30 protein-coding genes are annotated in these 25,061 nt (G+C 61.8%); 21 read left to right on the top strand and 9 right to left on the bottom strand.

The features are described 5' to 3' along the window. Nucleotides 1-2 precede the first annotated feature (2 nt). From ccoS to ACIROW_RS02575, 8 genes are all read left to right on the top strand, one after another. Nucleotides 3-203, top strand: a complete 201-nt coding sequence (ccoS, locus tag ACIROW_RS02610) for a cbb3-type cytochrome oxidase assembly protein CcoS (protein WP_402271585.1) — start codon at nt 3-5, stop codon at nt 201-203. 107 nt (nt 204-310) lie between these two features. Then, nucleotides 311-1,738 (top strand): cytochrome-c oxidase, cbb3-type subunit I, encoded by a 1,428-nt coding sequence (gene ccoN / locus ACIROW_RS02605; protein WP_402271582.1) that lies wholly within the window; start codon nt 311-313, stop codon nt 1,736-1,738. A 13-nt stretch (nt 1,739-1,751) separates the two neighbouring features. Continuing rightward, on the top strand, nt 1,752-2,366 hold the full coding sequence (gene ccoO, locus ACIROW_RS02600; RefSeq protein WP_402271580.1) for a cytochrome-c oxidase, cbb3-type subunit II: 615 nt from the start codon (nt 1,752-1,754) through the stop codon (nt 2,364-2,366). Between the two features lie 9 nt (nt 2,367-2,375). After that, entirely contained in the window at nt 2,376-2,570 is a 195-nt protein-coding gene (locus ACIROW_RS02595) for a cbb3-type cytochrome oxidase subunit 3 (RefSeq protein WP_402271578.1), read from the top strand. Next, entirely contained in the window at nt 2,563-3,501 is a 939-nt protein-coding gene (gene ccoP, locus ACIROW_RS02590; RefSeq protein WP_402271577.1) for a cytochrome-c oxidase, cbb3-type subunit III, read from the top strand. Before ACIROW_RS02595 ends, ccoP begins: the two co-directional genes overlap by 8 nt. 12 nt (nt 3,502-3,513) lie before the next feature. Continuing rightward, nucleotides 3,514-4,902 (top strand): cytochrome c oxidase accessory protein CcoG, encoded by a 1,389-nt coding sequence (gene ccoG / locus ACIROW_RS02585; RefSeq protein WP_402271575.1) that lies wholly within the window; start codon nt 3,514-3,516, stop codon nt 4,900-4,902. 17 nt (nt 4,903-4,919) lie between these two features. Continuing rightward, complete coding sequence (locus ACIROW_RS02580) at nt 4,920-5,438, top strand: FixH family protein (RefSeq protein WP_402271572.1); 519 nt, start codon at nt 4,920-4,922, stop codon at nt 5,436-5,438. A gap of 26 nt (nt 5,439-5,464) precedes the next feature. Continuing rightward, nucleotides 5,465-5,734 (top strand): hypothetical protein, encoded by a 270-nt coding sequence (locus ACIROW_RS02575; protein WP_402271570.1) that lies wholly within the window; start codon nt 5,465-5,467, stop codon nt 5,732-5,734. Here ACIROW_RS02575 and fnr read toward each other — a convergent pair. After that, nucleotides 5,691-6,455, bottom strand: coding sequence for a fumarate/nitrate reduction transcriptional regulator Fnr (gene fnr, locus ACIROW_RS02570; protein ID WP_402271568.1), 765 nt, complete (start codon nt 6,453-6,455; stop codon nt 5,691-5,693). The two genes, ACIROW_RS02575 and fnr, sit on opposite strands and share 44 nt — an antisense overlap. Nucleotides 6,456-6,669: 214 nt before the next feature. Here fnr and ACIROW_RS02565 point away from each other — a divergent pair, with 214 nt between their 5' ends. The 5 genes from ACIROW_RS02565 to ACIROW_RS02545 all read left to right on the top strand — a co-directional run bounded on the left by ACIROW_RS02565 (nt 6,670) and on the right by ACIROW_RS02545 (nt 10,946). After that, nucleotides 6,670-7,002: an ArsR/SmtB family transcription factor gene (locus ACIROW_RS02565; protein WP_402271566.1), complete on the top strand. Its 333-nt coding sequence runs from the start codon at nt 6,670-6,672 to the stop codon at nt 7,000-7,002. Between the two features lie 12 nt (nt 7,003-7,014). Beyond that, the gene (gene arsB, locus ACIROW_RS02560; RefSeq protein ID WP_402271564.1) at nt 7,015-8,130 is read left to right on the top strand and encodes an ACR3 family arsenite efflux transporter; all 1,116 of its coding nucleotides are present in this window, start codon (nt 7,015-7,017) and stop codon (nt 8,128-8,130) included. Then, complete coding sequence (gene arsC, locus ACIROW_RS02555) at nt 8,127-8,552, top strand: arsenate reductase (glutaredoxin) (RefSeq protein ID WP_402271562.1); 426 nt, start codon at nt 8,127-8,129, stop codon at nt 8,550-8,552. The genes arsB and arsC overlap by 4 nt, the downstream gene beginning before the upstream one ends. Beyond that, nucleotides 8,524-9,255, top strand: a complete 732-nt coding sequence (gene arsH / locus ACIROW_RS02550; protein WP_402272450.1) for an arsenical resistance protein ArsH — start codon at nt 8,524-8,526, stop codon at nt 9,253-9,255. The genes arsC and arsH overlap by 29 nt, the downstream gene beginning before the upstream one ends. 101 nt (nt 9,256-9,356) lie before the next feature. Continuing rightward, nucleotides 9,357-10,946, top strand: a complete 1,590-nt coding sequence (locus tag ACIROW_RS02545) for a hypothetical protein (protein ID WP_402271560.1) — start codon at nt 9,357-9,359, stop codon at nt 10,944-10,946. Here ACIROW_RS02545 and ACIROW_RS02540 read toward each other — a convergent pair. The 3 genes from ACIROW_RS02540 to ACIROW_RS02530 form a co-directional block, all read right to left on the bottom strand. Further along, nucleotides 10,943-11,902 (bottom strand): alpha/beta hydrolase, encoded by a 960-nt coding sequence (locus ACIROW_RS02540; RefSeq protein WP_402271558.1) that lies wholly within the window; start codon nt 11,900-11,902, stop codon nt 10,943-10,945. The two genes, ACIROW_RS02545 and ACIROW_RS02540, sit on opposite strands and share 4 nt — an antisense overlap. Before the next feature lie 17 nt (nt 11,903-11,919). Continuing rightward, on the bottom strand, nt 11,920-13,629 hold the full coding sequence (gene dhaK, locus ACIROW_RS02535) for a dihydroxyacetone kinase subunit DhaK (protein WP_402271556.1): 1,710 nt from the start codon (nt 13,627-13,629) through the stop codon (nt 11,920-11,922). 90 nt (nt 13,630-13,719) lie between these two features. Next, nucleotides 13,720-14,676 (bottom strand): AraC family transcriptional regulator, encoded by a 957-nt coding sequence (locus tag ACIROW_RS02530; RefSeq protein WP_402271554.1) that lies wholly within the window; start codon nt 14,674-14,676, stop codon nt 13,720-13,722. A 141-nt stretch (nt 14,677-14,817) separates the two neighbouring features. On the opposite strand from ACIROW_RS02530, the gene ACIROW_RS02525 reads away from it, so the two are divergent. Next, the gene (locus tag ACIROW_RS02525) at nt 14,818-15,186 is read left to right on the top strand and encodes a hypothetical protein (RefSeq protein ID WP_402271552.1); all 369 of its coding nucleotides are present in this window, start codon (nt 14,818-14,820) and stop codon (nt 15,184-15,186) included. A gap of 10 nt (nt 15,187-15,196) precedes the next feature. On the opposite strand, the gene ACIROW_RS02520 is transcribed toward ACIROW_RS02525, so the two are convergent. After that, the gene (locus ACIROW_RS02520) at nt 15,197-16,081 is read right to left on the bottom strand and encodes a LysR substrate-binding domain-containing protein (RefSeq protein WP_402271550.1); all 885 of its coding nucleotides are present in this window, start codon (nt 16,079-16,081) and stop codon (nt 15,197-15,199) included. A gap of 172 nt (nt 16,082-16,253) precedes the next feature. Here ACIROW_RS02520 and ACIROW_RS02515 point away from each other — a divergent pair, with 172 nt between their 5' ends. Then, nucleotides 16,254-16,541, top strand: a complete 288-nt coding sequence (locus ACIROW_RS02515) for a DUF1330 domain-containing protein (protein WP_402271548.1) — start codon at nt 16,254-16,256, stop codon at nt 16,539-16,541. A 77-nt stretch (nt 16,542-16,618) separates the two neighbouring features. Here ACIROW_RS02515 and ACIROW_RS02510 read toward each other — a convergent pair whose 3' ends face one another. Both ACIROW_RS02510 and kdgD read right to left on the bottom strand, forming a co-directional pair. Next, nucleotides 16,619-17,077, bottom strand: a complete 459-nt coding sequence (locus ACIROW_RS02510; protein WP_116432724.1) for a nuclear transport factor 2 family protein — start codon at nt 17,075-17,077, stop codon at nt 16,619-16,621. 55 nt (nt 17,078-17,132) lie between these two features. After that, a complete protein-coding gene (gene kdgD, locus ACIROW_RS02505; RefSeq protein WP_265213560.1) occupies nt 17,133-18,044 on the bottom strand; it encodes a 5-dehydro-4-deoxyglucarate dehydratase in 912 nt (303 codons plus the stop codon). Between the two features lie 500 nt (nt 18,045-18,544). Between kdgD and ACIROW_RS02500 the strand changes: the two genes are divergently transcribed. From ACIROW_RS02500 to ACIROW_RS02480, 5 genes are all read left to right on the top strand, one after another. Then, complete coding sequence (locus ACIROW_RS02500) at nt 18,545-19,393, top strand: NAD-dependent epimerase/dehydratase family protein (protein WP_402271545.1); 849 nt, start codon at nt 18,545-18,547, stop codon at nt 19,391-19,393. A gap of 539 nt (nt 19,394-19,932) precedes the next feature. Further along, complete coding sequence (locus tag ACIROW_RS02495) at nt 19,933-20,727, top strand: amino acid ABC transporter permease (RefSeq protein ID WP_402271542.1); 795 nt, start codon at nt 19,933-19,935, stop codon at nt 20,725-20,727. Next, the gene (locus ACIROW_RS02490; protein ID WP_116432728.1) at nt 20,724-21,377 is read left to right on the top strand and encodes an amino acid ABC transporter permease; all 654 of its coding nucleotides are present in this window, start codon (nt 20,724-20,726) and stop codon (nt 21,375-21,377) included. The genes ACIROW_RS02495 and ACIROW_RS02490 overlap by 4 nt, the downstream gene beginning before the upstream one ends. Beyond that, nucleotides 21,361-22,089: an amino acid ABC transporter ATP-binding protein gene (locus tag ACIROW_RS02485; protein ID WP_402271539.1), complete on the top strand. Its 729-nt coding sequence runs from the start codon at nt 21,361-21,363 to the stop codon at nt 22,087-22,089. The genes ACIROW_RS02490 and ACIROW_RS02485 overlap by 17 nt, the downstream gene beginning before the upstream one ends. Nucleotides 22,090-22,137: 48 nt before the next feature. After that, nucleotides 22,138-22,932 (top strand): transporter substrate-binding domain-containing protein, encoded by a 795-nt coding sequence (locus ACIROW_RS02480; protein WP_402271537.1) that lies wholly within the window; start codon nt 22,138-22,140, stop codon nt 22,930-22,932. Nucleotides 22,933-23,073: 141 nt separating this feature from the next. On the opposite strand, the gene ACIROW_RS02475 is transcribed toward ACIROW_RS02480, so the two are convergent. Together ACIROW_RS02475 and ACIROW_RS02470 are read right to left on the bottom strand one after the other, a co-directional pair. Beyond that, nucleotides 23,074-23,538 carry a C40 family peptidase gene (locus ACIROW_RS02475; protein WP_402271534.1) on the bottom strand — a complete coding sequence of 155 codons (465 nt, stop codon included), beginning with the start codon at nt 23,536-23,538 and terminating at the stop codon, nt 23,074-23,076. Between the two features lie 293 nt (nt 23,539-23,831). Continuing rightward, the gene (locus ACIROW_RS02470; RefSeq protein WP_402271531.1) at nt 23,832-24,134 is read right to left on the bottom strand and encodes a hypothetical protein; all 303 of its coding nucleotides are present in this window, start codon (nt 24,132-24,134) and stop codon (nt 23,832-23,834) included. Between the two features lie 355 nt (nt 24,135-24,489). Between ACIROW_RS02470 and ACIROW_RS02465 the strand changes: the two genes are divergently transcribed. Next, complete coding sequence (locus tag ACIROW_RS02465; RefSeq protein WP_402271528.1) at nt 24,490-24,933, top strand: DUF4186 domain-containing protein; 444 nt, start codon at nt 24,490-24,492, stop codon at nt 24,931-24,933. Nucleotides 24,934-25,061 lie beyond the last annotated feature (128 nt).

Raw genomic sequence — 25,061 nt, 5'->3', positions numbered from 1 at the left:
AGATGGAAGCACTCTACCTGCTGGTGCCGCTCAGCATTGCCATCGTGTTCGCGGCGATCTGGCTGTTCTTCCGCATGTCCGACGACGGCCAGTTCGACGACCTGGTGAGTCCGGGCTGGCGCATCCTGCAGGATGACGACAAGGCGCCGCCATCGTCCATGGCGAGTGAAATTCCCCTTGAGGACGACGCCGTCTCCCATTGATGCCGGTCCTTTTGATGCACATCAAGGACAGTGACGGCGGATAAAACTACTCTCTCCCCATCAACATCGCCCATGGTCGACATGGGCGAAAAATTCCGGGAGAGGGTGTGGACAAAGAACTCAATTACAACTACAGGATCGTGAAGCAGTTCACGATCGCCACCGTGGTGTGGGGCGTCATCGGCATGCTGGCCGGCGTCTTCATCGCAGCGCAGCTGGCATGGCCGGCGCTCAACTTCGACATTCCCTGGCTGACCTATGGTCGGCTGCGGCCGCTGCACACCAACGCGGTGATCTTCGCGTTCGGCATTTGCGGACTGTTCGCGACGTCTTACTACGTCGTGCAGCGCACCTGCCAGGTCCGGCTGTTCTCGGACAAGCTGGCCGCCTTCACGTTCTGGGGCTGGCAACTGGTGCTGGTATCAGCTGCAATCACCTTGCCGATGGGCTTCACGCGCGGCAAGGAATACGCCGAACTGGAGTGGCCCATCGCCTTGCTGATCACCGTCGTGTGGGTCAGTTACGCGGTGGTGTTCTTCGGCACCCTGATCAAGCGCAAGGTCAAGCACATCTATGTCGCCAACTGGTTCTTCGGCGCCTACATCATCGCGGTGGCGCTGCTGCATGTCGTCAACGGCGCCGCCATGCCGGTGTCGATGTGGAAGTCCTACTCGGCCTACGCCGGTGTCCAGGATGCCATGATCCAGTGGTGGTACGGTCATAATGCGGTCGGCTTCATCCTGACCGCCGGCTACCTCGGCATGGTGTATTACTTCATCCCCAAGCAGGCCGAACGTCCGGTGTACTCGTACCGGCTGTCGATCGTGCACTTCTGGGCGCTGATCTTCACCTACATGTGGGCCGGTCCGCATCACCTGCATTACACCGCGTTGCCGGACTGGACCCAGTCGATCGGCATGGTGTTTTCGCTGATTCTGCTGGCGCCGTCGTGGGGCGGGATGATCAACGGCATCATGACGCTGTCGGGCGCGTGGCACAAACTGCGTTCCGATCCGCTGCTGAAGTTCATGATCGTGTCGCTGTCGTTCTATGGCATGGCCACCTTCGAAGGCCCGATGATGTCGATCAAGACCGTCAACTCCTTGTCGCACTACACCGACTGGGGCATCGCCCACGTTCACTCGGGTGCGTTGGGTTGGGTCGGCTTCATCACCATGGGTTCGATCTATTACCTGATCCCGCGCATGTCCGGCAAGCGCGAGATGTGGAGCGTGCGCCTGGTCGACCTGCATTTCTGGGTGGCCACCATCGGCGTGGTGCTGTACATCGCCTCGATGTGGATCGCCGGCGTGATGCAAGGGCTGATGTGGCGCGCGGTCAATGCCGACGGCACGCTGACCTACACCTTCGCGGAAGGCGTCAAGGCGACCTATCCCTACTATGTAGTCCGCTTCACCGGAGGCCTGTTGTATCTGACCGGCATGGTGATGATGGCCTACAACACCTTCATGACCATGCGGGACGGGCAGCCGGTTGAGGCACGCATCCCGGCATTGTCCACCACCCACGCATGAGCAGGAGCATCGAATGAAATTTTCCCATGAATGGATCGAGAAGAATCCCTGGCTCCTGATCGCGCTGGTGGTGCTGGTGGTCAGCGTCGGCGGTCTGGTGGAGATCGTGCCGCTGTTCTTCCAGCGCTCGACCACCGAACCGATTGCCGGTCTGAAGCCGTACTCGCCGCTGCGCCTTGCAGGTCGCGACGTCTACATCCGCGAAGGCTGCTACAACTGCCACTCGCAGATGATCCGGCCGTTCCGCGCCGAGACCGAGCGCTATGGTCACTATTCGGTGGCGGGCGAGTTCGTCTACGACCATCCGTTCCAGTGGGGCTCCAAGCGCACCGGGCCCGACCTGGCGCGCGTCGGTGCACGCTACAGCGACGAATGGCATCGCATCCACCTGAACAATCCGCGCGACGTGGTGCCCGAGTCCAACATGCCAGGCTACCCATGGCTGGCCAGGACCAAGCTCGATCCGAAGAGCATCGCGCCCAAGATGCGCGCGCTGCATCGCCTGGGTGTGCCGTACTCGGACGAAGAGATCAACGCCGCATCGGCCGAACTGGTCGACAAGACCGAGGAAGACGCACTGATCGCGTACTTGCAAGGCCTCGGCACGCAAATCAAGACAAGAAACTAGGGGAAACAAATGGCTATCGACAATTTCACGATCCAGGCCAGCAGCGTGATGACGGTCATCAGTCTGACCACGTTCATCGGCATCCTGTGGTGGTCGTTCAGCAAGCGCCGTGACGACGATTTCGCGGAGGCAGAGCGCATCCCGTTTGCCGACGACTTCATGGACGCGCCCTCGGCAGAAGCCTCGGAGAGCCGCCATGTCTGATTTCACGAGCGGGTTCTGGAACATCTACATTACCGGCCTCACCATCATCAGCATCATCGGCTGCGGCGTGCTGCTGTGGTCGCAGTCGAAGGTCAAGGTCGAGAAGAAGCCCGACCAGGATCCCGCGACCGTCGGCACCACCGGCCATGTCTGGGACGGCGACCTGACCGAGCTCAATACACCCATGCCGCGCTGGTGGATGTGGCTGTTCTACCTCACCATCGTGTTTGCACTGGTCTACCTGTACCTGTATCCGGGGCTGGGTACGTACGCCGGCAAGCTCGGGTGGAAGTCCAGCGAGGCCTACCAGGGCGAGTTGAAAAAGGCCGACGCCGACTACGGTCCGCTGTTCAACAAATACCTGCAGCAAGACATCAAGACGGTCGCCGCCGATCCGCAAGCGCATGTGATGGGCGAACGCCTGTTCCTGACCTATTGCGCGCAATGCCATGGTTCGGACGCGCGCGGCAGCAAGGGCTTTCCCAACCTGACCGACAAGGACTGGCTGTACGGTGGCGATCCGGAAGTGATCAAGACCACCATCCTGCACGGCCGCAACGGCCAGATGCCGTCGATGGCGGCGGCGCTGGGTTCGGACAAGGACGTCGAGAACGTTGCGCACTATGTCCTGAGCCTGTCGGATTCGACGCATGATCCGATCAAGGCGGTGTTCGGCAAGTCCAAGTTCGCGGTCTGCGCCGGCTGCCACGGCGCCGGCGGCACTGGCAACCAGGCGCTGGGTGCGCCCAACCTGAGCGACAAGATCTGGCTGTATGGCGGCGGCGTCGAAACCGTCATGGAAACCATCCGCAAGGGCCGCAACAACACCATGCCGGCATTCGAGAGTTTCCTCGGCGAAGCCAAGGTACACGTGCTGGCCTCCTACGTCTGGAGCCTGTCGAACGCGCCGTCCAACGCTGACCAGAAGTAGGGACGCACGACCATGGACAAGCCGCCGCCGGACATTGCCGTCGTCAAGATGTACGCCGCCCGCGAGGACATCTATCCGCGCGAGATCAAGGGGCGATACGCCAGCCTGCGCTGGGTCTGCCTGTGGCTGACCCAGCTGGTGTTCTACGGCGTCCCGTGGCTGCAGTGGAACGGCCGCCAGGCGGTGCTGTTCGATCTTGGCGCACGCAAGTTCTACATCTTCGGCATCGTGCTGTGGCCGCAGGATTTCATCTACCTGGCGGCGTTGCTGATCATCTGCGCCTACGCGCTGTTCCTGTTTACGGCAGTGGCGGGGCGCGTGTGGTGCGGCTTCTCCTGCCCGCAGACGGTCTACACGGAAATGTTCCTGTGGATAGAGCGGCGCATCGAAGGCACGCGCAGCGCGCGCATGCGGCTGGACCGCCAGCCGTGGGGTGCGGAGAAGTTGTTCCGGAAGGGCTCCAAACATGCCGTGTGGATTGCGTTGTCCTTGTGGACCGGCTTCAGTTTCGTCGGCTATTTCACACCTGTCCACGACCTGATGCACCTTGTCACCTCGCTGTCGCTGGGGCCGTGGGAGACGTTCTGGATTCTGTTCTACAGCTTCGCCACCTATGGCAACGCCGGCTGGATGCGCGAGCAGGTGTGCAAGTACATGTGTCCGTATGCCCGCTTCCAGAGCGCGATGATCGACAAGGACACGCTGATCATCACGTATGACCGCGAGCGCGGCGAACCGCGCGGCGCAAAAACCAAAGCGGCGCAGAAGACCGGTGACTGCATCGACTGCTCGATGTGCGTGCAGGTTTGCCCGACCGGCATCGACATCCGCAACGGCCTGCAATATGAGTGCATTGGCTGCGCCGCCTGCATCGACGCCTGCAACGGGGTCATGGCCAAGGTCGACTTGCCACCCGGACTGATCCGCTATTCGACCGAGCGCGCGCTGACCCTGCATTTGTCGCTGCAGGAAATGCGCCGGCGCGTTTTGCGGCCGCGCGTGCTCGCGTACACGGCGCTGCTGGTGTTGATCGTGGCCGGGTTCTGTACCGCGCTGGCGCTGCGTACGCCGCTCAAGCTCGACATCATCCGCGATCGCGGCATGATGGCGCGCGAAGTCGAAGACGGCATGATCGAGAACGTCTACCGGTTGCAGATCATGAATACCGGCGAGACGCCGCATCGGTTCCGCATCAGCGTGTCCGGCATTGCCGGCATCACCCTGGCAACGCCGGCCGAGATCGACATTGACGGCGCCGCCACACGGGCCGTCCCGGTGCGGGTGCGGGTGCCGCACGGCGCGGGTGAGCACGGCACCAACAAAGTGGCGTTCGAACTGAACGCCGTCGACGATCCTCTGTTGCAGGTGCAGGAAAAAGCAGTCTTCTACGTGCCGCGCTGACAATGAAAAGGAACATCATGCAAGCTACTCCGACAATGCGCCCCTGGTACACGCACCGCTGGCCCTGGCTGCTGATGCTGGGTCCGGCGCTGGTGATCGTGGCCGGCTCCTTCACGATCTGGCTGGCGGTGACGCGCGAGGATGCCATGGTGGTGGGCGACTACTACAAGGAAGGCCGCGCCATCAACCAGGACTTGCGTCGCGACCGCGTGGCGACCTCGCTGGGCGTGGCGTTGCATCTCGCTTATGACGCCGCCTCGGGAAAACTGATCGGCAACGTACAGACCCACGGCGGACCGCTGCAAGGCAAGCTGCAATTGCACCTGGCGCATCCGACCCGGCCCGAAAAGGACCTGCGCCTGCCCATCGAGACTAACGAGCGCGGCGACTTCAGCGTCGCTTTGCCGATGCTGGAACTGGCGCGCTGGCAGGTGTTGCTGGAGAACGATGCGCGCGAGTGGCGCGTGGCGGGTGTCTGGCACTGGCCGCAGCAGCGCATGCTGGACCTGATCGCGGACCAGCCGGCGGCCGGCTGAAAACGGAATTCACGAAGGAGATTGCCATGCAACGCATCGTGCCGAATATCCTGTGGGCCTCGTTCCTGGCGGCGATCGCAGCGGAGGGGTGTTTCTTTGCCTGGTTCGATCCGAATGAATTGCTGAATCTTGCCGACCAGCGCGAGCGGCTGGCGGCTTATACGGTGGGATTCTTTTTCCTGTGGCTGTTTTGCGCGCTGTCCGCCGGGCTGGCATTCCTGCTCAACCTGCCGGGCCAGCGCGAGTACCTGGTCAGGCCATCGGACAAGTCTCGGTCCCGGCGGCAAGAGCCTTGATGCGGACCGGGTCGAGCAGCTGGATCTCGCGCTTGTCGACGCCGAGCCAGCCGAGCTTGCGGAACTTGGAGACGAGCCGGCTGATGCTTTCGATGGTCAGGCCGAGATAGTTGCCGATGTCTTCGCGCGACATGCGCAGCTGGAAACTGGTGGAAGAATAACCGCGCGCCGCATAGCGCGACGACAGGTTGATCAGGAAAGCGGCGAAGCGCTGTTCCGCGCGCATGTTGCCGAGCAGGAGCATGGCGTTCTGCTCGCGGGTGATTTCCTGGCTCATGATGCGGTGGAAATGGCGCAGCAGCATCGGGATCACGCCAAACAATTCCTCCAGTCGCTGGAACGGAATCTCGCACACTTCGCTGTCTTCCAGCGCGGCGACGTCACAATGATGCTTGTCGGTGCTGATGGCGTCCATGCCCATGAGTTCGCCGGCCATCTGGAAGCCGGTGATCTGCTGTTCGCCGCCGGCATTAAGTTGGTAGGTCTTGAAATGGCCGAGCCGAATCGCATACAGATTCTTGAACGGGTCGTCCATGCGATACAGGCTCTCGCCGCGCGCCACCCGGCGGCGACGGCCGATGATCTGGTCCAGCCGGTTCATGTCGGAGTCGTCCAGTCCCATCGGCAGGCACAGCTGGTGCATGCTGCAATTGACGCAACTGGTCTTCATCGCGTGGAGGGGCGACGGCAAGGGCCGCTGGATCTGTTGAAGCTCGCTCATGGCAGTGGACGTGTGGACGCCTGTCGTTGTTTTGCCAAATATAGCGCAGGGCGAAGCCCGGGAGACAGCGTACGGCGGGGTTTCTGGACACTCCTTGATCTGGATCAAGCAGCGCGTGGTTAATCGGTCGGGCCCGGATGGCACGATGAGCATGTTGCTTGCATCAATCCAATAATTCAATAATAATTGAATCATTGTATTGACCGAGATCGCCATGGACAACAAAACCGCCATCACCGCGCTGGCCGCGCTCGCCCAGGAGTCGCGCCTGGCCGCGTTCCGTCTGTTGGTCCAGGTGGGACCGCAAGGCCTGGCCGCCAGCAAGATCGCCGAGCAGCTGGAGGTGGCGCCGTCGGCGCTGTCCTTCCACATGAAAGAACTGTCGCATGCCGGCCTGGTCACTGCACGCAGCGAAGGGCGCTTCGTCATCTATTCGGCGAATTTCGACCGGATGAACGGTCTGCTCGGCTTTCTCACCGAGAACTGCTGCGGCGGCAATGTGTGTTCGCCGGTGCAGGAGTGTTGTCCCGGCACGGAAGAGGAATAGGGCGGAACGGTCATGAACATCCAACCTGAACTTGCCGTCCGTGCGAAGACGGCGGTCATCCCGCTAAGCCTGTTCGAACGCTATCTGACGCTCTGGGTGGCGCTGTGCATCGTCATCGGCGTCGTGCTGGGGCAGGCCTTCCCATCGACCTTCCGGATCATCGGCGGGATGGAAATCGCCCGCGTGAACTTGCCGGTTGGCGTGTTGATCTGGGTGATGATCATCCCGATGCTGCTCAAGGTCGACTTCAGCGCCTGGCGCCAGATCGCCGGACACGGCCGCGGCATTGCCGTGACGCTGTTCGTCAACTGGGCTGTCAAGCCGTTCTCGATGGCCTTGCTCGGATGGCTGTTCATCCGGCACTGGTTCGCGCCGTATCTGCCCGACACGCAGCTGGATTCCTACATCGCCGGGCTGGTATTGCTGGCGGCGGCGCCGTGTACGGCGATGGTGTTCGTCTGGAGTCGCCTGACTGGCGGCGATCCTTATTTCACCTTGTCGCAGGTGGCGATGAACGATCTGATCATGGTGTTCGCCTTTGCCCCCCTGGTCGGCCTGCTGCTGGGCGTGTCGAGCATTACCGTGCCGTGGGCCACGCTGCTGACCTCGGTCGGACTCTACATCGTCGCGCCCGTCATCATCGCGCAAGTCTGGCGCCGGTCGCTGCTGCGTGGCGGGCAAGCGCGGCTGGATAGCGCGACTGCACGCATACAGCCGTGGTCGGTTGCGGCGTTGCTGGCGATGCTGCTGTTGCTGTTTGCCTTCCAGGGCGACGCCGTGATCAGGCAGCCGCTGGTGATCGCCTTGCTGGCGGTACCTATCCTGATCCAGGTCCTGTTCAATTCCGCTCTGGCGTATTGGCTCAACCGCGCGGTCGGCGAAAAACATGCGGTGGCATGTCCTTCGGCGCTGATCGGCGCTTCCAACTTCTTCGAGCTGGCCGTTGCCACCGCGATCAGCCTGTTCGGCTTCGAATCCGGCGCGGCGCTGGCGACGGTCGTCGGCGTGCTGATCGAGGTGCCGCTGATGCTGCTGGTGGTCGGTGTCGTGAACCGCACGCGGGGCTGGTACGAGGACGGCCCCGGAGCATCTTCGCTTAAACACCATTCAACCCGGGAGCCATTATGACCATACGCATTTATCACAACCCCGCCTGCGGCACCTCGCGCAATACGTTGGCGCTGATACGCAATTCAGGAGAGGAGCCCGAGGTCATCGAGTACCTCCTGCATCCGCCGTCGCGCGAAACCCTGCTCGCCCTGATCGGTGACGCGGGCCTCACCGTGCGTGACGCGATCCGCCAGAAGGGGACGCCTTATGCCGAACTCGGCCTCGACAATCCGCAGCTGAGCGACGACCTGCTGCTTGACGCGATGCTGGCGCATCCGGTGCTGATCAACCGGCCCTTCGTGGTTACGCCGAAAGGCGTGCGCCTGTGCCGCCCCTCGGAGCTGGTGCTGGACATTCTCCCCAATCCGCAGCAAGGTCCGTTCACCAAGGAAGATGGTGAAGTCGTCATCGATGCGGAGGGACGCCGTGTCGCTTCCTGATCTGCCCAACATCGACGCCGCACTGTTCCATGCGCCGCAGGCGAGCGACTTCGCTGCAGTCGGTCGCGCCACGCATGCGCCGCGCTTTCTGCTGCTGTACGGATCGCTGCGCGAGCGCTCCTACAGTCGCCTGCTGACGTTGGAAGCGGCGCGCTTGCTGCAAGCCATGGGTGGTGAAACGAAGATTTTCGATCCACATGGTTTGCCATTGCCCGACAGCGAGCCGGAGACCCATCCCAAGGTGCAGGAGTTGCGCGAGCTGGCGCAATGGGCCGAAGGCATGGTGTGGTGCTCGCCGGAACGGCACGGCGCCATGACCGGCGTCATGAAGGCGCAGATCGACTGGATCCCGTTGTCGTCCGGCGCCATCCGGCCGACGCAGGGCAAGACGCTGGCGGTGATGGAAGTCTCCGGCGGATCGCAGTCGTTCAACGCCGTCAACCAGATGCGCATCCTGGGACGCTGGATGCGCATGCTGACCATCCCGAATCAGTCGTCGGTGGCCAAGGCATTCCAGCAATTCGACGAGTCCGGCCGCATGCATCCTTCCGCGTACTACGACCGCGTGGTGGATGTGATGGAAGAGTTGATGAAATTTACTTTGCTGACACGCGACGTCTCGCCAACGCTCGCAAATCGTTACAGCGAGCGGAGGGAGAGTGCGGAGATGTTGAGCAAGCGGGTCAATCAGGGCACCATCTGAAATTGCGAGCATAAAGTTCCAGCAGCATCGACCGTAAAGCAGCTAGCGGATGTCCTGATCCCGGATGTCCATTTACCACTTCTTTGCTGTTACTTGTTGCCATGACAAACTTATCCGCAGTGAGCACCTCGGTGCCGGTCACGCCGGTGACGACGACACGCAACGCCTCGGCTCAGAGCGCGGCGTCGAACCAGAGTCTCGCGCAATCCTATACGTCCGTTACGCTGGGCGGCAGCAATGCGGCCGCGAGCGCGCAACTGTATTCCATGTCCGGCACAGCGCCTTCGACGGACAAGACGCCTTCGTGGCTGAACAAATCCAACGACGCCGTCAGCACCATGATGGCGGGGAATTTTTCTTCGTCATCGCTGGGCGCCCGGTTCAAGGGACTCGGCGCGGCGCTGCTCAATCGCTTCGATAGCGACGCAGGCAATTTCTCGCAATCGGTGGTGGCGCTGCCGGCCGGCACGCCGAAGGGATCGGCGTTGGAAACGACGTTGCGGGCACAGACCGATGCCCAGAGCGACAACAAGATTTCACTGACCATCGTGACGGCTTCCGGCGCGCAGGTCGACCTGACGTTGTCCAATCAGGAAGACGGTCTGTCGGTGCAGGTGCAGGTCAGCAAGGGCAAGCTGACCGACGCCGAACGCGGCGCGCTGCAAAAGCTGTCGGACGGATTCCAGACCGCCATCGACGGCATTGCCGCCAGTCCGCCGAGCCTGAAGCTGGATGGCCTGACCCAGTTCGACACCAGCCTGTTGGCGTCGGTAGACCTGCATGCGAGCGTGCAGGTCGGCGGGCAGTCGCAGACCATCGACTTCCATGCCGACAGCAAGCAGCGCACCGTGAGCGCGGCCGGACCTGCGGGTACGCTCAAAGTCAGCGTCGACCTCAGCAACCTGGCTATTGTCGGCACGGCCAAGCAACAGGGCGAGGCCATCAAACGTTATCTGAAGCAATTCGACGACGCGCAGAGCCGCGGTCATGGCGACGCCTCGCTGGTGGCCATGTTCAAGGATGCTTTCAAGGAAATGAACAGCAACGTCACCAACGCAGCGCAACAGGCGCGCGCGCAGTCGCCGGCGGCGATCTGGCTCAACAAGGCCGATCAGAGCATGACCACCGGGCTGGCGGATTTCAGCGCCTCGATGACGCAGGAAGCGACGTCGCCGAACCCGGCGCGTCAGAATGAAAACGACACCTTCTCGTACCAGACTTCACAGAGCAGCAATGTCAGCGGCAATGGTCAACTCAACCGCGCCATCACGCAGCAGCAGGAGTCGCATCTGAGCGCGAGCTACCACGAGTCGCTGTTGGCGGACGTGCCGCTCAGGCTGACCACCGACAAGAATTCGCAGAACTACACGTATCACCAGATCAAGGACGACGCCAGCAGCAAGGCCACCATCGCCTACGACAAGGGCGTGCTGGTCAAGGCCTCGCTGCAGCAGTCGGCCAGCCAGTCGACGCGCGTGCAGAAGTACATCATGGGTGAGATGATCAGCGATCAGACCACACCGCAGAATGCCACGCTGTCGCGTGACTTCCTCGACCTGCTCAAGCCGCTGCAAAAGAAAGAGGGCGCCACCAGCGCAGCCGATATTTCCAAACTCGATCAGGCGCTGGCGACCATCAATAATCTGGTCTATCTGCAACCCGATCCGCTGACACTGCGCAGCGAGCGCTAGTTCGCGTCCGCTGTGGCGGCGATAGTTTGCAGGAAGGTGACGGCGGCCTGTTCCAGTTGGGCGATGCCGGGTTGCTCGATGGGGAAGTGGCCGCAATTGTGGAGCAGGACCAGCTCCTTGCGTCCCTTGATGCGATCGAAGAACGGCCGGCTCGAGGCGATGGTGGTCCATTGATCGGCGGCAGGATGCGCGAGCAGCACGGGACAGGCGTCGAAGTCATCGGGTTCGACGTCCGGTTTCACCGTAAATATCGACGCCATGAATCCGACCGGCACGCGCGCGCCGCCGCCGCAAGGATCGGCCGCCACCAGTCGGGCCAGCGTCCGGTCGTTGGACATGGCGTGCATCTTCGTGAACCATTTGACCGGTAACCGGAGTCTCCCGCCGAGTGCGGCGAATACCGGCATCAGCGGCATCAATCCATGGCGGACCAGCGCATTGCGCGCGAACTGTTCTTTCGTCAATTCCAGACGTGGATCGGCCAGCGTCGTGGCGATGACGCCGGCAATCGCGCCGCGCGGCATTTTCGCTGCACACAAATAAGCCAGATATCCGCCCAGGCTGCCGCCGAGCAATACGATGCGACGGCTGCTGCGTTGACGTTCGGTAGCTGCAATGTCGGTCAGCAAATCAACCCAAGCGTCGTAGCGAATCAATTTGGACGGGGCATCGCTGAGTCCGTAGCCGGGCAGGTCGGGGGCAATCACTTCATAACCTGCCTTGTGCAGCAACAGCGCCAGCGGCGCGAACAGGCGACCGTAACCGCCGCCGCCATGCGCCAGGATCACGGTCAGCGGCGCGTCGTCGCGGCGATAGCGATCCAGGTGGATATCGGCGCCGCGCCAATGCAGCCATTCCTCGTCAGGCGCATTGGCGGCGTCGACGCGGGCGTGCGGCGGAAAGAAGCGCTGATACTGCTGCCAGTAAGTGATCGTGCGATAAGTCTTTTTCTGCATGCGCGTGCCGGTGTCAGTCAGCGCGAAGCCGCCAGCGCGTCGCGCACCGCCGCCAGCCACAAGCCTACGGCATGAGCGCCCGGATCGGCGAAACCCAAGGCACGGTCGCCCAGGTAGCTGGAGCGGCCACGTTTGGGCGTCATCGAGGCGGTCTTTGCGGCACCGTCAACTGCGGCGTCCACGGCCGCACTGATTGCCGCGTCTTCATTTTTCCCACTATCGAGCGCAGCTTGCAGCGCCTGTGCGGCAGGGTGCAGTGCATCGATCATGGTGCGGTCGCCGGGATGTGCGCCGCCCAGCTCCGAAACGCCTTCGACTGCCGCGCTGAAGGCGGCACTCCAGGCGCGCACGTCATTTGTTTTTACATTGTCGAGCGTCGCCGCAGCGCGCATCAGCAGGATGGCGTAGAGCGGGCCGGAGGTGCCGCCGACCACGCGGCGGATGGTCGCCGACATGGCGCGCAGCACCGCGGCCGGATCAGTTTCTGCGGGCCATTCGTCGATTTCGTCACGGATGCCTTGCGCCGCGCGCGCCATGCTGATGCCGAGGTCGCCGTCGCCGACGCGCTGGTCCATGTCGGTCAGTACGGCTTCGGCGCCGGTCAGGCAAGCGCAGACGGCTTCAATGACCCGACGCAAGCGCGCATCGGCGGCCATGCGGTCGCTGCGTTTGGCATGGGGTGCCGCCGGAGCCGGTTTTACCGGCGTTTTTGCCAGATGGCCGCCCAGCGTCGGCCAGGCGCTGGTGAGCGCGGGTGCGTCGAGCAGGCTGAGGAGCTGGTCGTGCACGCGCACGACGGTCAGCGATATGCCGGCCATGTCGAGCGCACTGAGGAAGGTGCCGGCCCAGGCGCGCTCGACTTCGACGCCGCGTGTACGCAGGTCGCGCAGGGCGGCGTCGGCGACGATGTCCAGCTCACTGGCGGGCGTGCCGCCGAGGTTGTTGACCAGCAGCGCAACACGGTCGCCGCGCTGGAGCTTGAGGTCGCCGGCGATCTGTTGCAGCAGGCGCGCTACGATGGCGTCGGCCGGCACCAGCGCGCCGCGTTCGATGCCGGGTTCGCCGTGGATGCCCAAGCCCCATTCGATTTCATTGTCGGCCAGCGTGAAGCCGGGCTTGCCGGCGGCGGGCACGGTACACGGCGTCAGCGCCACGCCCATGGTGGCGAGCGCGGCGATGGTGTCGCGCGCGACCTGGGCTACTTCAACCAGCGATGCGCCTTGGGCGGCAGCGGCGCCGGCGATCTTGTGGACCAGCACCGTGCCGGCCAGGCCACGTCGTCCGGCATGTTGGCCGTGCGCGGAGAGGGCGACGTCGTCGGCCACGATCACCATCTCCACCGGGATGCCTTCGGCGCGCGCGATCTCCGCAGCGAGGCCGAAGTTGAGACGGTCGCCGGTGTAGTTCTTGACGATCAGCAGCACGCCCGCCGGACCCGCGACTGCGCGGATGGCGTCGAGCACGGCATCGGTCGAGGGTGAGGTGAAGACTTCGCCGGCGACAGCCGCGCTCAGCATGCCGGCGCCGACATAGCCGCCATGTGCCGGTTCATGACCGGCGCCGCCGCCCGAGATCAGCGCGACTTCGCCGCGCGCCGCCGCCTGCGCCGCATCGGCGCGCACCACGATGGTCTTGCCTTGCAGCAGCGCCAGATGCGGATTGAGCGCGACCAGGCCGTTGAGCATGTCGGGCACTACTTGCGAAACGTCGTTAATGAGCTTTTTCATGGGTCTCCAGTCGGTGAAAGTGGGGCGCTTATTCTGTTGTTGTGTTCGCCTTGGGTATGCAGGGATTCTATGCGATTGACGGCATTCGCCTCAGGATGCTTCGGCGACAGCCTGTTTCGCCTGGCGCCGATACAGTCCCGGACTGACGCCGGTGCGGCGTTTGAAGGCCTTGTTGAAGGCGGCCTCGGATTCGTAGCCGACGGCCGCGGAGATTACCGCCAGCGCCTGCTCCGAGTGGCGCAGCATGCCTTGCGCGCGGAACATGCGCCAGTGCGCGAGATAGTCCAGCGGCGGCCGGCCGACCTTGTCGCGGAAGCGCTGGGCGAACGCCGAACGCGACATCCCTGCGGCTACCGCCATCGACTCGACCGTCCAGCCGGCGGCAAGGTCGCGATGCACCAGCCGCAGCGTGGCGCCGATCTTGTGGTCCGCCAGTGCTGCCAGCCAGCCGGTGGCGCCGTCCGTCGCCAGGGATTGGACATGAGCGCGCACCGCCTGCGCGAACAGGATGTCGGCGAGGCGGCTGACGATCAGCCCGGAACCGAGGCCCGGTTGGCTGGTTTCCAGCGCCAGCAACTGCAGCGAAGACTGCAGCATGCGCGTGCGTGCGTCGTCCATGCGGACATGCAACAGCGGCGGCAATAGTTCGAACAGCGGGCGTGCGCCGTGCGGATCGACGTGGAACCAGCCGCTGAGTAAGGTTGCCCGGTCTTTTTCATTCCTGCCCCCTTCGTCTTTATCGCCGATCACGACCACGCCGTCCACGCTGTTGCGCACGGCGTCGACGCAATTGATGGTGGGCGAGCCGAGCTCGTCCTGCAGCGTATAGGCGGCGCCCTGCGGGATGAAGAAGCAATCGCCCTCGGCCAGTTGCACCGGCTCTGCGCCGTCTATGCTCAGCCAGGCGCGGCCACGCAGCATCAGGCCGAAGCGGGTGGTACCGTCGATACGGCGCGTATGCAGGCCCCACGGGGCGGTTGCTTCGAGCCGGGCGTGCAAGGCTTGTTCGACGCGCATGGCGGCGAAGACTTCATCAAGCGGATCCATGGCGGACAATGATTTGGACGAACGGACAATAAATATAACCTGTCAGGCATGGCTCGTCTTGATGCTGCCCTTTAGGATGGCGCATCGATCAAGGAGCCGGAAATTTTCCGGTCTCGTCGGCACCTTTTTCAGGACATCAAGATGACGCTTCAGGCACAAGAACTGGCGGACCGTTACGCCGCCGCATGGAATCAATCCGACGCCGCCACACGCGCCGCCGAAATCCGCGCCCTGTGGGCGGCAAACGGCGAACATTACGTCAAGGAGCGCGAGGTGCGCGGCTACGAAGAGCTGTATGTCCGCGTGACCGGTTCGTACGAAAAGAACGTGCTGGGCAACGGTTTCCGTTTTCGCGCCGTGCGCGATGCCCAGAAGCTGCGCGACGTGGTGACGTTTCATTGGGAAATGATCCGGCCGCAGACCGGCGAGGTGCTGGCGACGGGACTGGAAGTCTTGCGGCTTGATGCCGACGGAAAAATTCTGGTCGATTACCAGTTCATTGTGGGGTGACCGGAAACGCTCACCCCAGCCGCTCCAGCACGAAGTCGACGAAACTGCGCACCTTGGCGCTGGGACGGTTTTCCGGCCGGCGCACGATGTGCAGTGCCCGGGTCGGCAGTCGCCAGTCGGGCAGCAAGGCTGTCAATCGGCCGGCGGCGATGTGTTCTTCCAGCAGGGTATCGGTCTGAACGAGTACGCCCATGCCGGCCAGCGCCGCCGCCAGCAACGCCTGCCCGTTGTTGCTGGCGAAGCTGCCTTGCACCGGCACGTGGACAGTCTCGGCGTCGCGGCTGAAGCGCCATGTATGGCCGGGTTCCAGCGCGCCGAAGATCAGGCAGTCGCGGCGAGCGAGATCGTCCGGATGTCCCGGCGTACCGCGGCGCGCCAGGTAGGCCGGGCTGGCCGCGATCAGCATGCGCGCCGGTCGCAGCGGCCGCGCGATCAGGCCATCATCGGATAGTGGGCCGGAGCGCACCGCGACGTCGACGGCTTCTTCGGCGAGGTCAACCACGCGGTTGTTGAGCGCCAGATCGATGTGAACCTGCGGATGGATGGCGGCATATTCGCCGATCACCGGCATCAGTCGCTGCAAGCCATAGGAAACCGGGGCGCTCACGCGCAGCACCCCCTGCGGCATGGCGCGCAAGGTCTCCGCCACGCGGTCGGCATTGTCCACGCTGGCCAGCACATCGCGGCATAACTCCAGGTAGCGCGCGCCGATTTCGGTAAGGGCCTGTTTGCGGGTGGTGCGCTCCAGCAAGCTCGCCCCCAGTTGCTGCTCAAGCGTTCGTACGTGTTTGCCCACCATGACCGCCGAAATATCGAGTAGTTGCGCCGCGGCGGCAAAGCTCTCTGCCGTCGCCGCCGCCACGAATACTTCCATGCTGCGTAGTTTATCGCTCATTTTAATCGCCCATTTTGTGCTCTTCTCCGCAGTATTCCGAACTATAAGTTCTGAATGATCGAATAATTATGCCATTTATCGGTTCACGGCTTCTATTGATAATGGCCCCAAGACGATCTCGCCGCCATCCGGCAGGCGGGAAGTACGTCGGTTTTTCGACAGGAGAGCAAGCATGGCTGCCTATGCAATCGGTGCGCTGACAGTGCGCAATACGGACTGGCAAAAGGAATATGGTGAAAAGATGGCGCTGCTGATCAGGAAGTACGACGGCAAGGTTATCGCCAAATCGGCGCCGCAGGTGCTGGAAGCGGTGAATCCCACGCCCGATGCGGTGGTGGTGATCGAGTTTGCCTCGGCTGAGCAGGTGCAAGCTTGGTACGACGATCCGGATCATGCGCCGCTGAAGCAGCTGCGTCGCAGCGGCAGCGACATCGATTTATTGCTGGTCAAAGGCCTGTAACACAGGCGACGCCCATAAAAAAACCGAAGCCGAAGCTTCGGTTTTTCATTTCAGCATGTCAGCGTTGCAGACCAGGATCAGGTCGGCGCCGCAAACCGCACTGCCTGGCGCGCCAGCAGACGCCATTGGCCGCCGGTCTTTTTCCAGACCATCAGGATCTTCAGCGACACGTTGCCCGGCTTGCCTGAGTCGTTGGTCGCTGCTGTCAGCGTGTGGCGGACCACGGCGACGTTTTCCTGGACGTTGACGGTTTGCGCCGTCAGGTCAATCTTGACGAAGGTCGATTCGCCGCTGACCAGTTGGCCGATGAATTCAGCCTTGGTCTGCACCACGCCGTTCGAGTGGCCGTAGCTCAGTTGCTCTTCGGTCAGCGCATCCAGTGCGCCGCGGTCGATCTGCGACGTCATTGCCACGCGCAGCTTTTCAACCGCTGTCGCCACTGCCTGTTCGTCGGCGCTTGGGGCAGCCGCTGCGCCTTGGGCGATCACCATTGAGCACACCATGGCGCTGGCCAGATACATCCATTTCCTGAACATCTTGTCTCCTTGAGTAGTTGTGGTTGGGTAAGACTGATCATGGCTTGTTGTTCTGTCATTGCGGACCCAGCTTGGCGATCAGCGCGCCCAGTGCTTCGCATTCCGCGGCGTTGAGGTCGGTCAGCGGTGCGCGCACCGGACCGGCATCGTGGCCGACCAGGCGGGCGCCGGCCTTGACGATGCTGACCGCATAGCCTTGCATGCGGTTACGGATCTCCAGGTAGGGCATGAAGAATTCGCGCAGGAGGTGATGTTGGGTGGCGAGGTCGTCTGCGGCGACGGCGTGGTAGAACTCCATCGCGGTTTTCGGGATGAAGTTGAACACCGCCGACGAATACACCGGCGTGCCCAGCGCCTTGTAGGCCGCAGCATAGACTTCGGCCGTCGGCAGGCCGCCGAGGTAAGCAAAGCGGTCGCCCATCTTCATGTAGATCGAGGACATCAGTTCGATGTCGCCGATGCCGTCCTTGAAGCCGACCAGGTTCGGGCAACGCTCGGCCAGGCGCGCCAGCGTGGCGGGCGTCAGGCGGCATTGGCCGCGGTTGTAGACGATGACGCCGAACTTGACGCTCTTGCACACTGCTTCCACGTGTGCAGCCAGGCCATCCTGGCCGGCTTCGGTGAGGTAGTGGGGCAGCAGCAGGACGCCGTGGGCGCCGGCTTTTTCCGCGGCCTGGGCGCATTCGATGGCGTAGCGGGTCGGGCCGCCGGCGCCGGCGATGATCGGCACCTTGCCGCGGCAGGTGTCCACCGCGGTCTTGATGATGGTCGGGTATTCGTGACCGGTCAGCGAGAAGAACTCACCGGTGCCGCCGGCGGCGAACAGTGCGCTGGCACCGTAGGGAGCCAGCCATTCCAGCCGTTCGGCGTAGCCGCGCGCATTGAAGTCGCCGTTGGCGTCAAAGTCGGTCAGGGGAAACGAAAGCAGGCCGGAGCCCATGATGGTTTTAAGTTCTTGTGGCGTCATGATGGCGTGAAGTTGGCTGAAGAAGTGTCTCGGGAAGGCGTTGTTATTGATGCGTTACTATTATTTGTTATCAGTCATCATACAATGTGAATTCTGAATTTGCCAATGGCTACTTGCAACTATTTTTGAGAACCGTGGGCAGGAGCGGAGGAGGAACGGAAGGCGTTGTGCATCGCGGTGAAGCGGTCCGAGATTACGGATTCATTCATTCTATTTCACTTTATATATCTTCCTCAATGCATTGTATTTAAACGACTATTATTATTTAAAATAGTTAATGTAATTTCTGAAGAGTGCGATTTTTTTGATGCTGTTCTTGGTTATCTTCTGCTGCATTGCGAAACGAATTATTTTTTGAATTTTCAACGACTTCGTTTGACAAGGAAACGAGGCGAAGTCGATAATCCTTGCTTTCGTTATAAGACAACGTATCACGCGGCGCAACATTTCCACCCGTTGGAGCAGCGCGCCGCCACAGACTGATCAATTGGAATACAACCATGGCCGACCAAGCATCACGGGCAGCAGAAGACAAGAATCAACCCAAACTGGGCCGCCTGTTGCTGACCGGCGCTGCCGGCGGCCTCGGCAAGGTACTGCGCCCGCGATTGGCGGCGTTTGCCGACGTGCTGCGGGTATCCGACCTGGGCGCCGCCCTGGGCAACGATGCCGCGCCGCATGAAGAAGTGGTGGCCTGCAACCTGGCCGACCGTGCGGCCATGGATGCCCTGATCGCCGGCTGCGACGCCATCGTCCATCTGGGCGGCGTGTCGGTCGAGCGGCCGTTTGAAGAAATCCTGGAAGCCAATATCAAGGGCGTGTTCCACGTCTATGAAGCGGCGCGCCGCCATGGTGTCAAGCGTGTAGTGTTCGCCAGTTCCAACCATGTCACCGGCTTCTATCGCCAGGATGAGCGCATCGATGTGCGCGACCTGCGCCGTCCGGATGGTTATTACGGCCTGTCGAAGTCCTATGGCGAAGACATGGCGCAATTCAATTACGACCGCTACGGCATCGAGACCGTCAGCATCCGCATCGGCTGGTCGTTCCCGGAACCCAAGGATCGCCGCTCGCTGGCCAGCTGGCTGAGCTACGACGACCTGACCGAACTGATGCGCTGCTGTCTGTTTACGCCGGATGTCGGCCACACCGTCGTATATGGGATGTCGGATAATCCATCGACCTGGTGGGATAACCGCTACGCCGCGCATCTCGGTTTCAAGGCGCGTGACACGTCCGACATCTTCCGCGCCAAGATCGAGGCGCAGCCGCTGCCGCCGGCCGATGATCCGGTGCGGGTCTATCAGGGCGGCATCTTCACGGTTACCGGTCCTTTCGAGCCGAAGTAACAGATATCGGGATTGCAGCAAGGTAACGCGAAAACGCAAAAAAAGTTATCGCGCCCGGTTCTACATTCTGGATTGTATGTTATCGTACATCTATGTTATCTTTGCTGCCGCCTGAAGTTCGGACGCCGCGAAATAGAGTGAATGCAGCCGTGAAAGCCATGGTGCAAACGGGCGCCTGAACAGGTTGCGACAAGAGATGACGGCAATAGCAATAACGAGCAACACAGGCTGGTAACAATACAGCCGCCTTGTCCGGCAACCCGGCGGAGACAGCGCAACGCGCCGGCGTTTGACAAGGTGAAGGGAGACGGTAGTAGTGACGGTGAGCGACAGTAAGCAAAAACAATAACGCACACACCGCAGGCAGCGACGCTATCGCAGAGGGTGCAGCACAGACCTCGCTGATGACGCCGCAAGCTCAGGGAAAAATCGATTAGTTTCGTTCCACGGTGGATCGCCTTGTTGTCGGTCGGCTCCTCGTGTCCTCCACTGTCATTACATCGCCGAACTAAACGCCACGTATAAAGGGCATCATCGGCATGGGTTTTTCACTTAATTTCGCTCCTCTGGCGCCATACTGGCCGGTCTTCCTGACCGGCGCGTGGCTGACGCTGAAGATGACGACGGTCGCCATTGTGGTCGGCGTCTCGATCGGTACGCTGATCGCCTTCCTCAAGCGCGGCAGCAATCCTTATATCGCCAAAGCCTGTTCCGCCTATATCGAGGCGGTCCGCAATACGCCTTTCCTGGTGCAGATTTTCTTGCTGTACTTCGGCCTGGCCAGCCTCGGCATCCACATGCCGACGTTTGCCGCTGCGGTGCTCGCGATGATCATCAACATCGCCGCCTATGCCGCTGAAATCATCCGCGCCGGCCTGGAATCGGTGCCAAAGGGCCAGATCGAAGCAGCCGAATGCCTCGGCCTGTCGCGCTGGCGCATCGCGTGGCACGTGATGCTGCAACCGTCGATCGAGCGCGTCTATCCGGCGCTGACCAGCCAGTTCCTGCTGATGATGCAAGCCTCCGCCATGGCTTCGCAGATCTCGGCCGAAGAACTGACCGCGATCGCCAACACCGTGCAATCCGACACTTTCCGCTCGCTGGAAACCTATATCGTCGTCGCCTTCATGTACCTGGCGCTGTCGATCCTGGTCAAGCTGCTGGCATGGGGCTTCGGCGAGTACCTGTTCAAGCGCCGCCGCATCATCCGCCGCGCCGCGCTGGAAGCCGCTCGCCGCCGTCCGCCTGCGATTCCGCCGTTCAAGCCGGGTGTCGCGACTGCAGCCGCTACAGCTACGAACACGACTAACACCACCAACGGGAGCGCATCATGATCGGCAGTTTCTCCTGGGGACATTTCTTCTATCTGGTGCAGTCGATCTGGTGGACGCTGGTGCTCTCCGGCCTGGCCTTCATCCTCGGCAGCATCGGCGGGTTCGGCGTGATGCTGGCGCGCATTTCGCCGCGCCGCTGGCTGTGGATGCCGACACTGGTGTACATCGAGTGCATTCAGGGCATTCCACTGCTGATCCTGCTGTTCATCGTGTATTTCGGCCTGTCGGTGTACGGTTTCGCCTTGCCGGCTTTGGTGGCCGCGGGTCTGGCGATGATGGTCTACACCAGCGCCTATCTGGGGGACATCTGGCGCGGTTGCGTCGAAGCCATGCCGCGTCCGCAATGGGAAGCCGCCGAATGCCTGTCGCTGACGCGCTGGCAGACGCTGCGCCTGGTGATCATTCCGCAGGCCTTCCGCCTGTCGCTGCCGCCGACCGTGGGTTTCCTGGTGCAGGTCATCAAGATGACTTCGCTGGCGTCCGTAATCGGCTTTATCGAACTGACCCGCGCCGGTCAGATCATCAACAACTCAATTTTTCAGCCTTTCCTGATTTTCAGTCTGGTAGGGGCGTTCTATTTTGTACTGTGCTACCCGCTCTCGCGCTGGAGTGAATCGATGGAGAACAAGCTCAATGTCAGCAATCGTTAAACTAGATCAGATTTACAAGAGCTTCGGCTCCAACCAGGTACTGAAGGGCGTTTCCTTCGAGGTGCAAAAGGGCGAGATGATCGCCATCATCGGCGCCAGCGGCTCCGGCAAGAGCACCGCGCTGCGCTGTATCGACCGCCTCGAGAAGATCGATTCCGGCACCATCGAAGTCTGCGGCATGCGCGTCGACGACCCGGCCATCGACCTGCACAAGCTGCGCCAGGAAGTCGGCATCGTGTTCCAGAGCTACAACCTGTTCCCGCACCTCACGGTGCAGGAAAACATCATGCTGGCCCTGCGCCACGTCAAGCAGCAGCCCAAGGCGCAAGCTTTGACCGTGTCCATGGCGGCGCTGGAGCAGGTCGGCCTGGGCAACAAGGCCGATGCCTATCCCGAGCAACTGTCGGGCGGCCAGCAACAGCGCGTGGCGATTGCCCGCTCGCTGGCGATGTCGCCCAAGGTCATGCTGTTCGACGAAGTCACCTCGGCGCTCGACCCGCAACTGACCGGCGAAGTGCTGCGCGTGATGGAAGACCTCGCCGCCGGCGGCATGACCATGCTACTGGTCACGCACGAAATGGCCTTCGCCAAGCGCGTGGCCGACCGCATCATCTACATGCATCAGGGCACCGTATGGGAAGTCGGCCCGGGCGAGATGCTGGACAACCCCAAGACACCGGAATTGCATGCCTTCCTGAACAACGGCCTGTAATTCCTACGTAGCTTTTCATTGCAACACAATCAAACCAAGGAGACCTGCATGAAACTGAATCACATCTTCGCCCGTACCTGCATCGCTGCACTGCTGACCGCGGGCCTGGCCCACGTCGCCATGGCCGATCAGCTCGACGACATCAAGAAGGCCGGCAAGGTGCGCGTGGCGATTGCCATGGGCACGCCGCTGTTCAGCTTCGCCGACGCCAACCTGCAACCAGCCGGTTCCGACGTCGAAACAGCCGAACAATTCGCCAAGGACCTGGGCGTCAAGCTGGAAATCGTGCCGGTTACCAACGCCGCGCGCATCCCGACATTGCAAGCCAACCGCGCCGACGTCGTCATCGCCGACTTGTCGATCACGCCTGAGCGCGCCAAGGTGGTTGACTTCTCCGTGCCTTACGCCGTCATCACCATCATCGTCGGCGGTCCGAAGAACATCCAGATCAAGGATTACAACGATCTCAACGGCAAGCGCATCGGTCTGACCCGCGCTACCGTCAACGACACGCTGACCACGGCGCAAGCCAAGGGCGCTGAAATCGTGCGCTATGAAGACGACGCCACGCTGATCACCTCGATGGTGACCGGCCAGGTCGAAATCTTCTCCAGCACCCCATCGAACCTGGGTGAAATGATCAAACGTGCACCAGGCAAGAACCTGGAACTGAAATTCGCGCAAAAGGACTTTGACCTGGGCATCGCCTTCAACCAGAACCAGCCGCGCCTGAAGGAATGGATCAATAACTGGGTCCTGACCAACATGCGCAGTGGCAAGCTGGACCAGATCTACGTGAAATTCCACGGCCGTCATCTGCCGGCTTCGGTTGCCAAGCAATAAGCAACAAGAAACAAGCAGTTGCAAACAAGTTATAAGCGATAAAAACAGCCGTACCTTATTGTTCCTGCTTTGGCAGGGACGAACTGAAAGCCGCTCCTCGGAGCGGCTTTTTTATTTGGATCGCGACACGTGGAATCAGGATCAGGATTGCGGCAAGCGTCGCGCTCCCTTGAAGCGGCTCTTCCAGTAAGGCTCGTTGAGCCGGGATTGGTAGATCACGCCATGCTTGCGCGAGGCATGCACGAAGTTTTCGTCGCCGACGTAGATGCCGACATGCGCGATGCCACGCTGCGCATTGCGAAAGAACACCAGGTCGCCCGGCTGCAGGGCGGCGACATCGACGGCGGCGCCGACTTCGCTGATTTCACGGGCGGTGCGCGGCAGCTCGCCGCCGCCGGCGTCCCTGTACAGAAGCGCGATGAAGGCGCTGCAGTCGAGGCCACTGTCGGGATCGGTGCCGCCGAACTTGTAGCGGATGCCGCTGGACAGGCTGCTGACCGCACGGGCGGCAAAGCGCTCCGAAGATGGCGGAGTTTCGCCCGCACAAGCGATGGTATTGATGAGACACAGCAGCGGCAACAGCCATCGGCGTGGAAAAATCGGCATGAGCGAACTCCCGAGCGCAGTCCGTGAGGACGCGACCTGATGAAGATGGATAAGTGGAAGGCGCATGTGCGCCGGACGACGAAGCGAAAAGATGAGACGAAGCGAAGCGAACGACTGCAGGCAGTGTAGGGGGAGGGCGTCCTGCAAACTATAAGAAAACTCTCAAAAGCAGTGGTAAGAAGGCAGGAAAAATACAAACCGCAATAAGAAAGCCGCCCCTGAAGGGCGGCTTCTTGCTTATCCCCGCATGGGATAGGACCTAAGAACCTCGAACAGGCTGCGCAATATTGCGCTTACGTGTTCTCATGGCTTTGGCGGCCGGAGGCGGCATGTTGCTCGCTGGAGCCGCCGCGCGTGCCGGAACCGGAAGCTGAGCTGCCCGAATTCGACCCGCTTGCGTTCTTGTGGCCTTGCTGACCTTGACCTGCATGCATCTGCTGGTTGTGCGAACCGCTGCGCGGTGATGGCTGTTGCTGATGTCCGTTGTTCTTGTGACTTTGCTCGCCCGCCCGGACGTGCTGATCTTGGTTACCGCCGCGATTCTGATTGGATTGTGTAGTCATCATGTTTCCTTTTTCAAAAATGGAAAGGCTCATTGAAGCTGTCACCGCCCGGCGTCAGGAAAGCCGAAAACGACGCCGAACGATCATCCCCGGAGGACGCCACGCAAGGAGGAGGGGCCTGCGCCGCGCCGATATCCGGGAATGAGCAACCATGGTAGGCCTTCAGCGTGGCCATGCCTATGTGGCATCCTCCGATTCGGGCGTGGGAGGATGTTGTCGGACCTGACAGAGAGACTCTGTAGCCGATGACGATAATCAGGCCCCGTGGCGGGCCTGGACCTGAAGACTGAGCGAGGAGGCGAAGTCCCACAAGCCAATCAGCGCAGTCCTACTGCGCCGGACTTCGGCAGGGGATATGATCAAGGTGTCGCCACTCCCACCGGACGCCATGTTTTCACAAGACCTGATTGTCGACCGCCTGCAGCATTCCGCCTTCCGCATGCGCTTTGCGCTGAAGCCGCCGGAGTACCGTTATCTGCAGGAGCACGGTCTGGAAGAAGTATTGCAGCATGCCGAGAGTTTCATTGCGACGCGTCTCGCGCCTGCGCATCCCGACAAGGACGGCAAGCAAACGCCGTTTCGCGGTCATCCGGTGTTCGTGGCGCAGCATGCGACCGCGACCTGCTGCCGCTCCTGCCTGGAAAAGTGGCATGGCATCGGCATGGGCCAGGCGTTGACGACGCTACAGACCCAGCACGTCATCGACATGCTGGCGCGCTGGCTGCAAGACCAGAAGGCGCCGGTGGACATCCCGCGTCCTGCGCGCAAGAAAGCCGCAAAGCCATCTCCCCGCAATGCCCTCGCCGACGAACGCCAAGGCGTATTGTTCTGAAGCGGTTCTGAAGCGGGGCGCGCTTCCCGCATGCAGTTCCGCCCTTCATCTCCTTCCTGCATCCGCTTCCGTATTTCCCTCCGCCGTCTTCAAAAAATCTGACGCCCGAACAGGGCGTCCGCTTATGT

The sequence above is a fragment of the Herbaspirillum sp. NPDC101397 genome (assembly GCF_044767325.1).
In the GTDB taxonomy this organism is placed as follows: Bacteria; Pseudomonadota; Gammaproteobacteria; order Burkholderiales; family Burkholderiaceae_D; genus Herbaspirillum.
The sequence above is the reverse complement of the archived record's forward strand: the minus strand, read 5'-3'. Positions and strand labels throughout refer to the sequence as shown.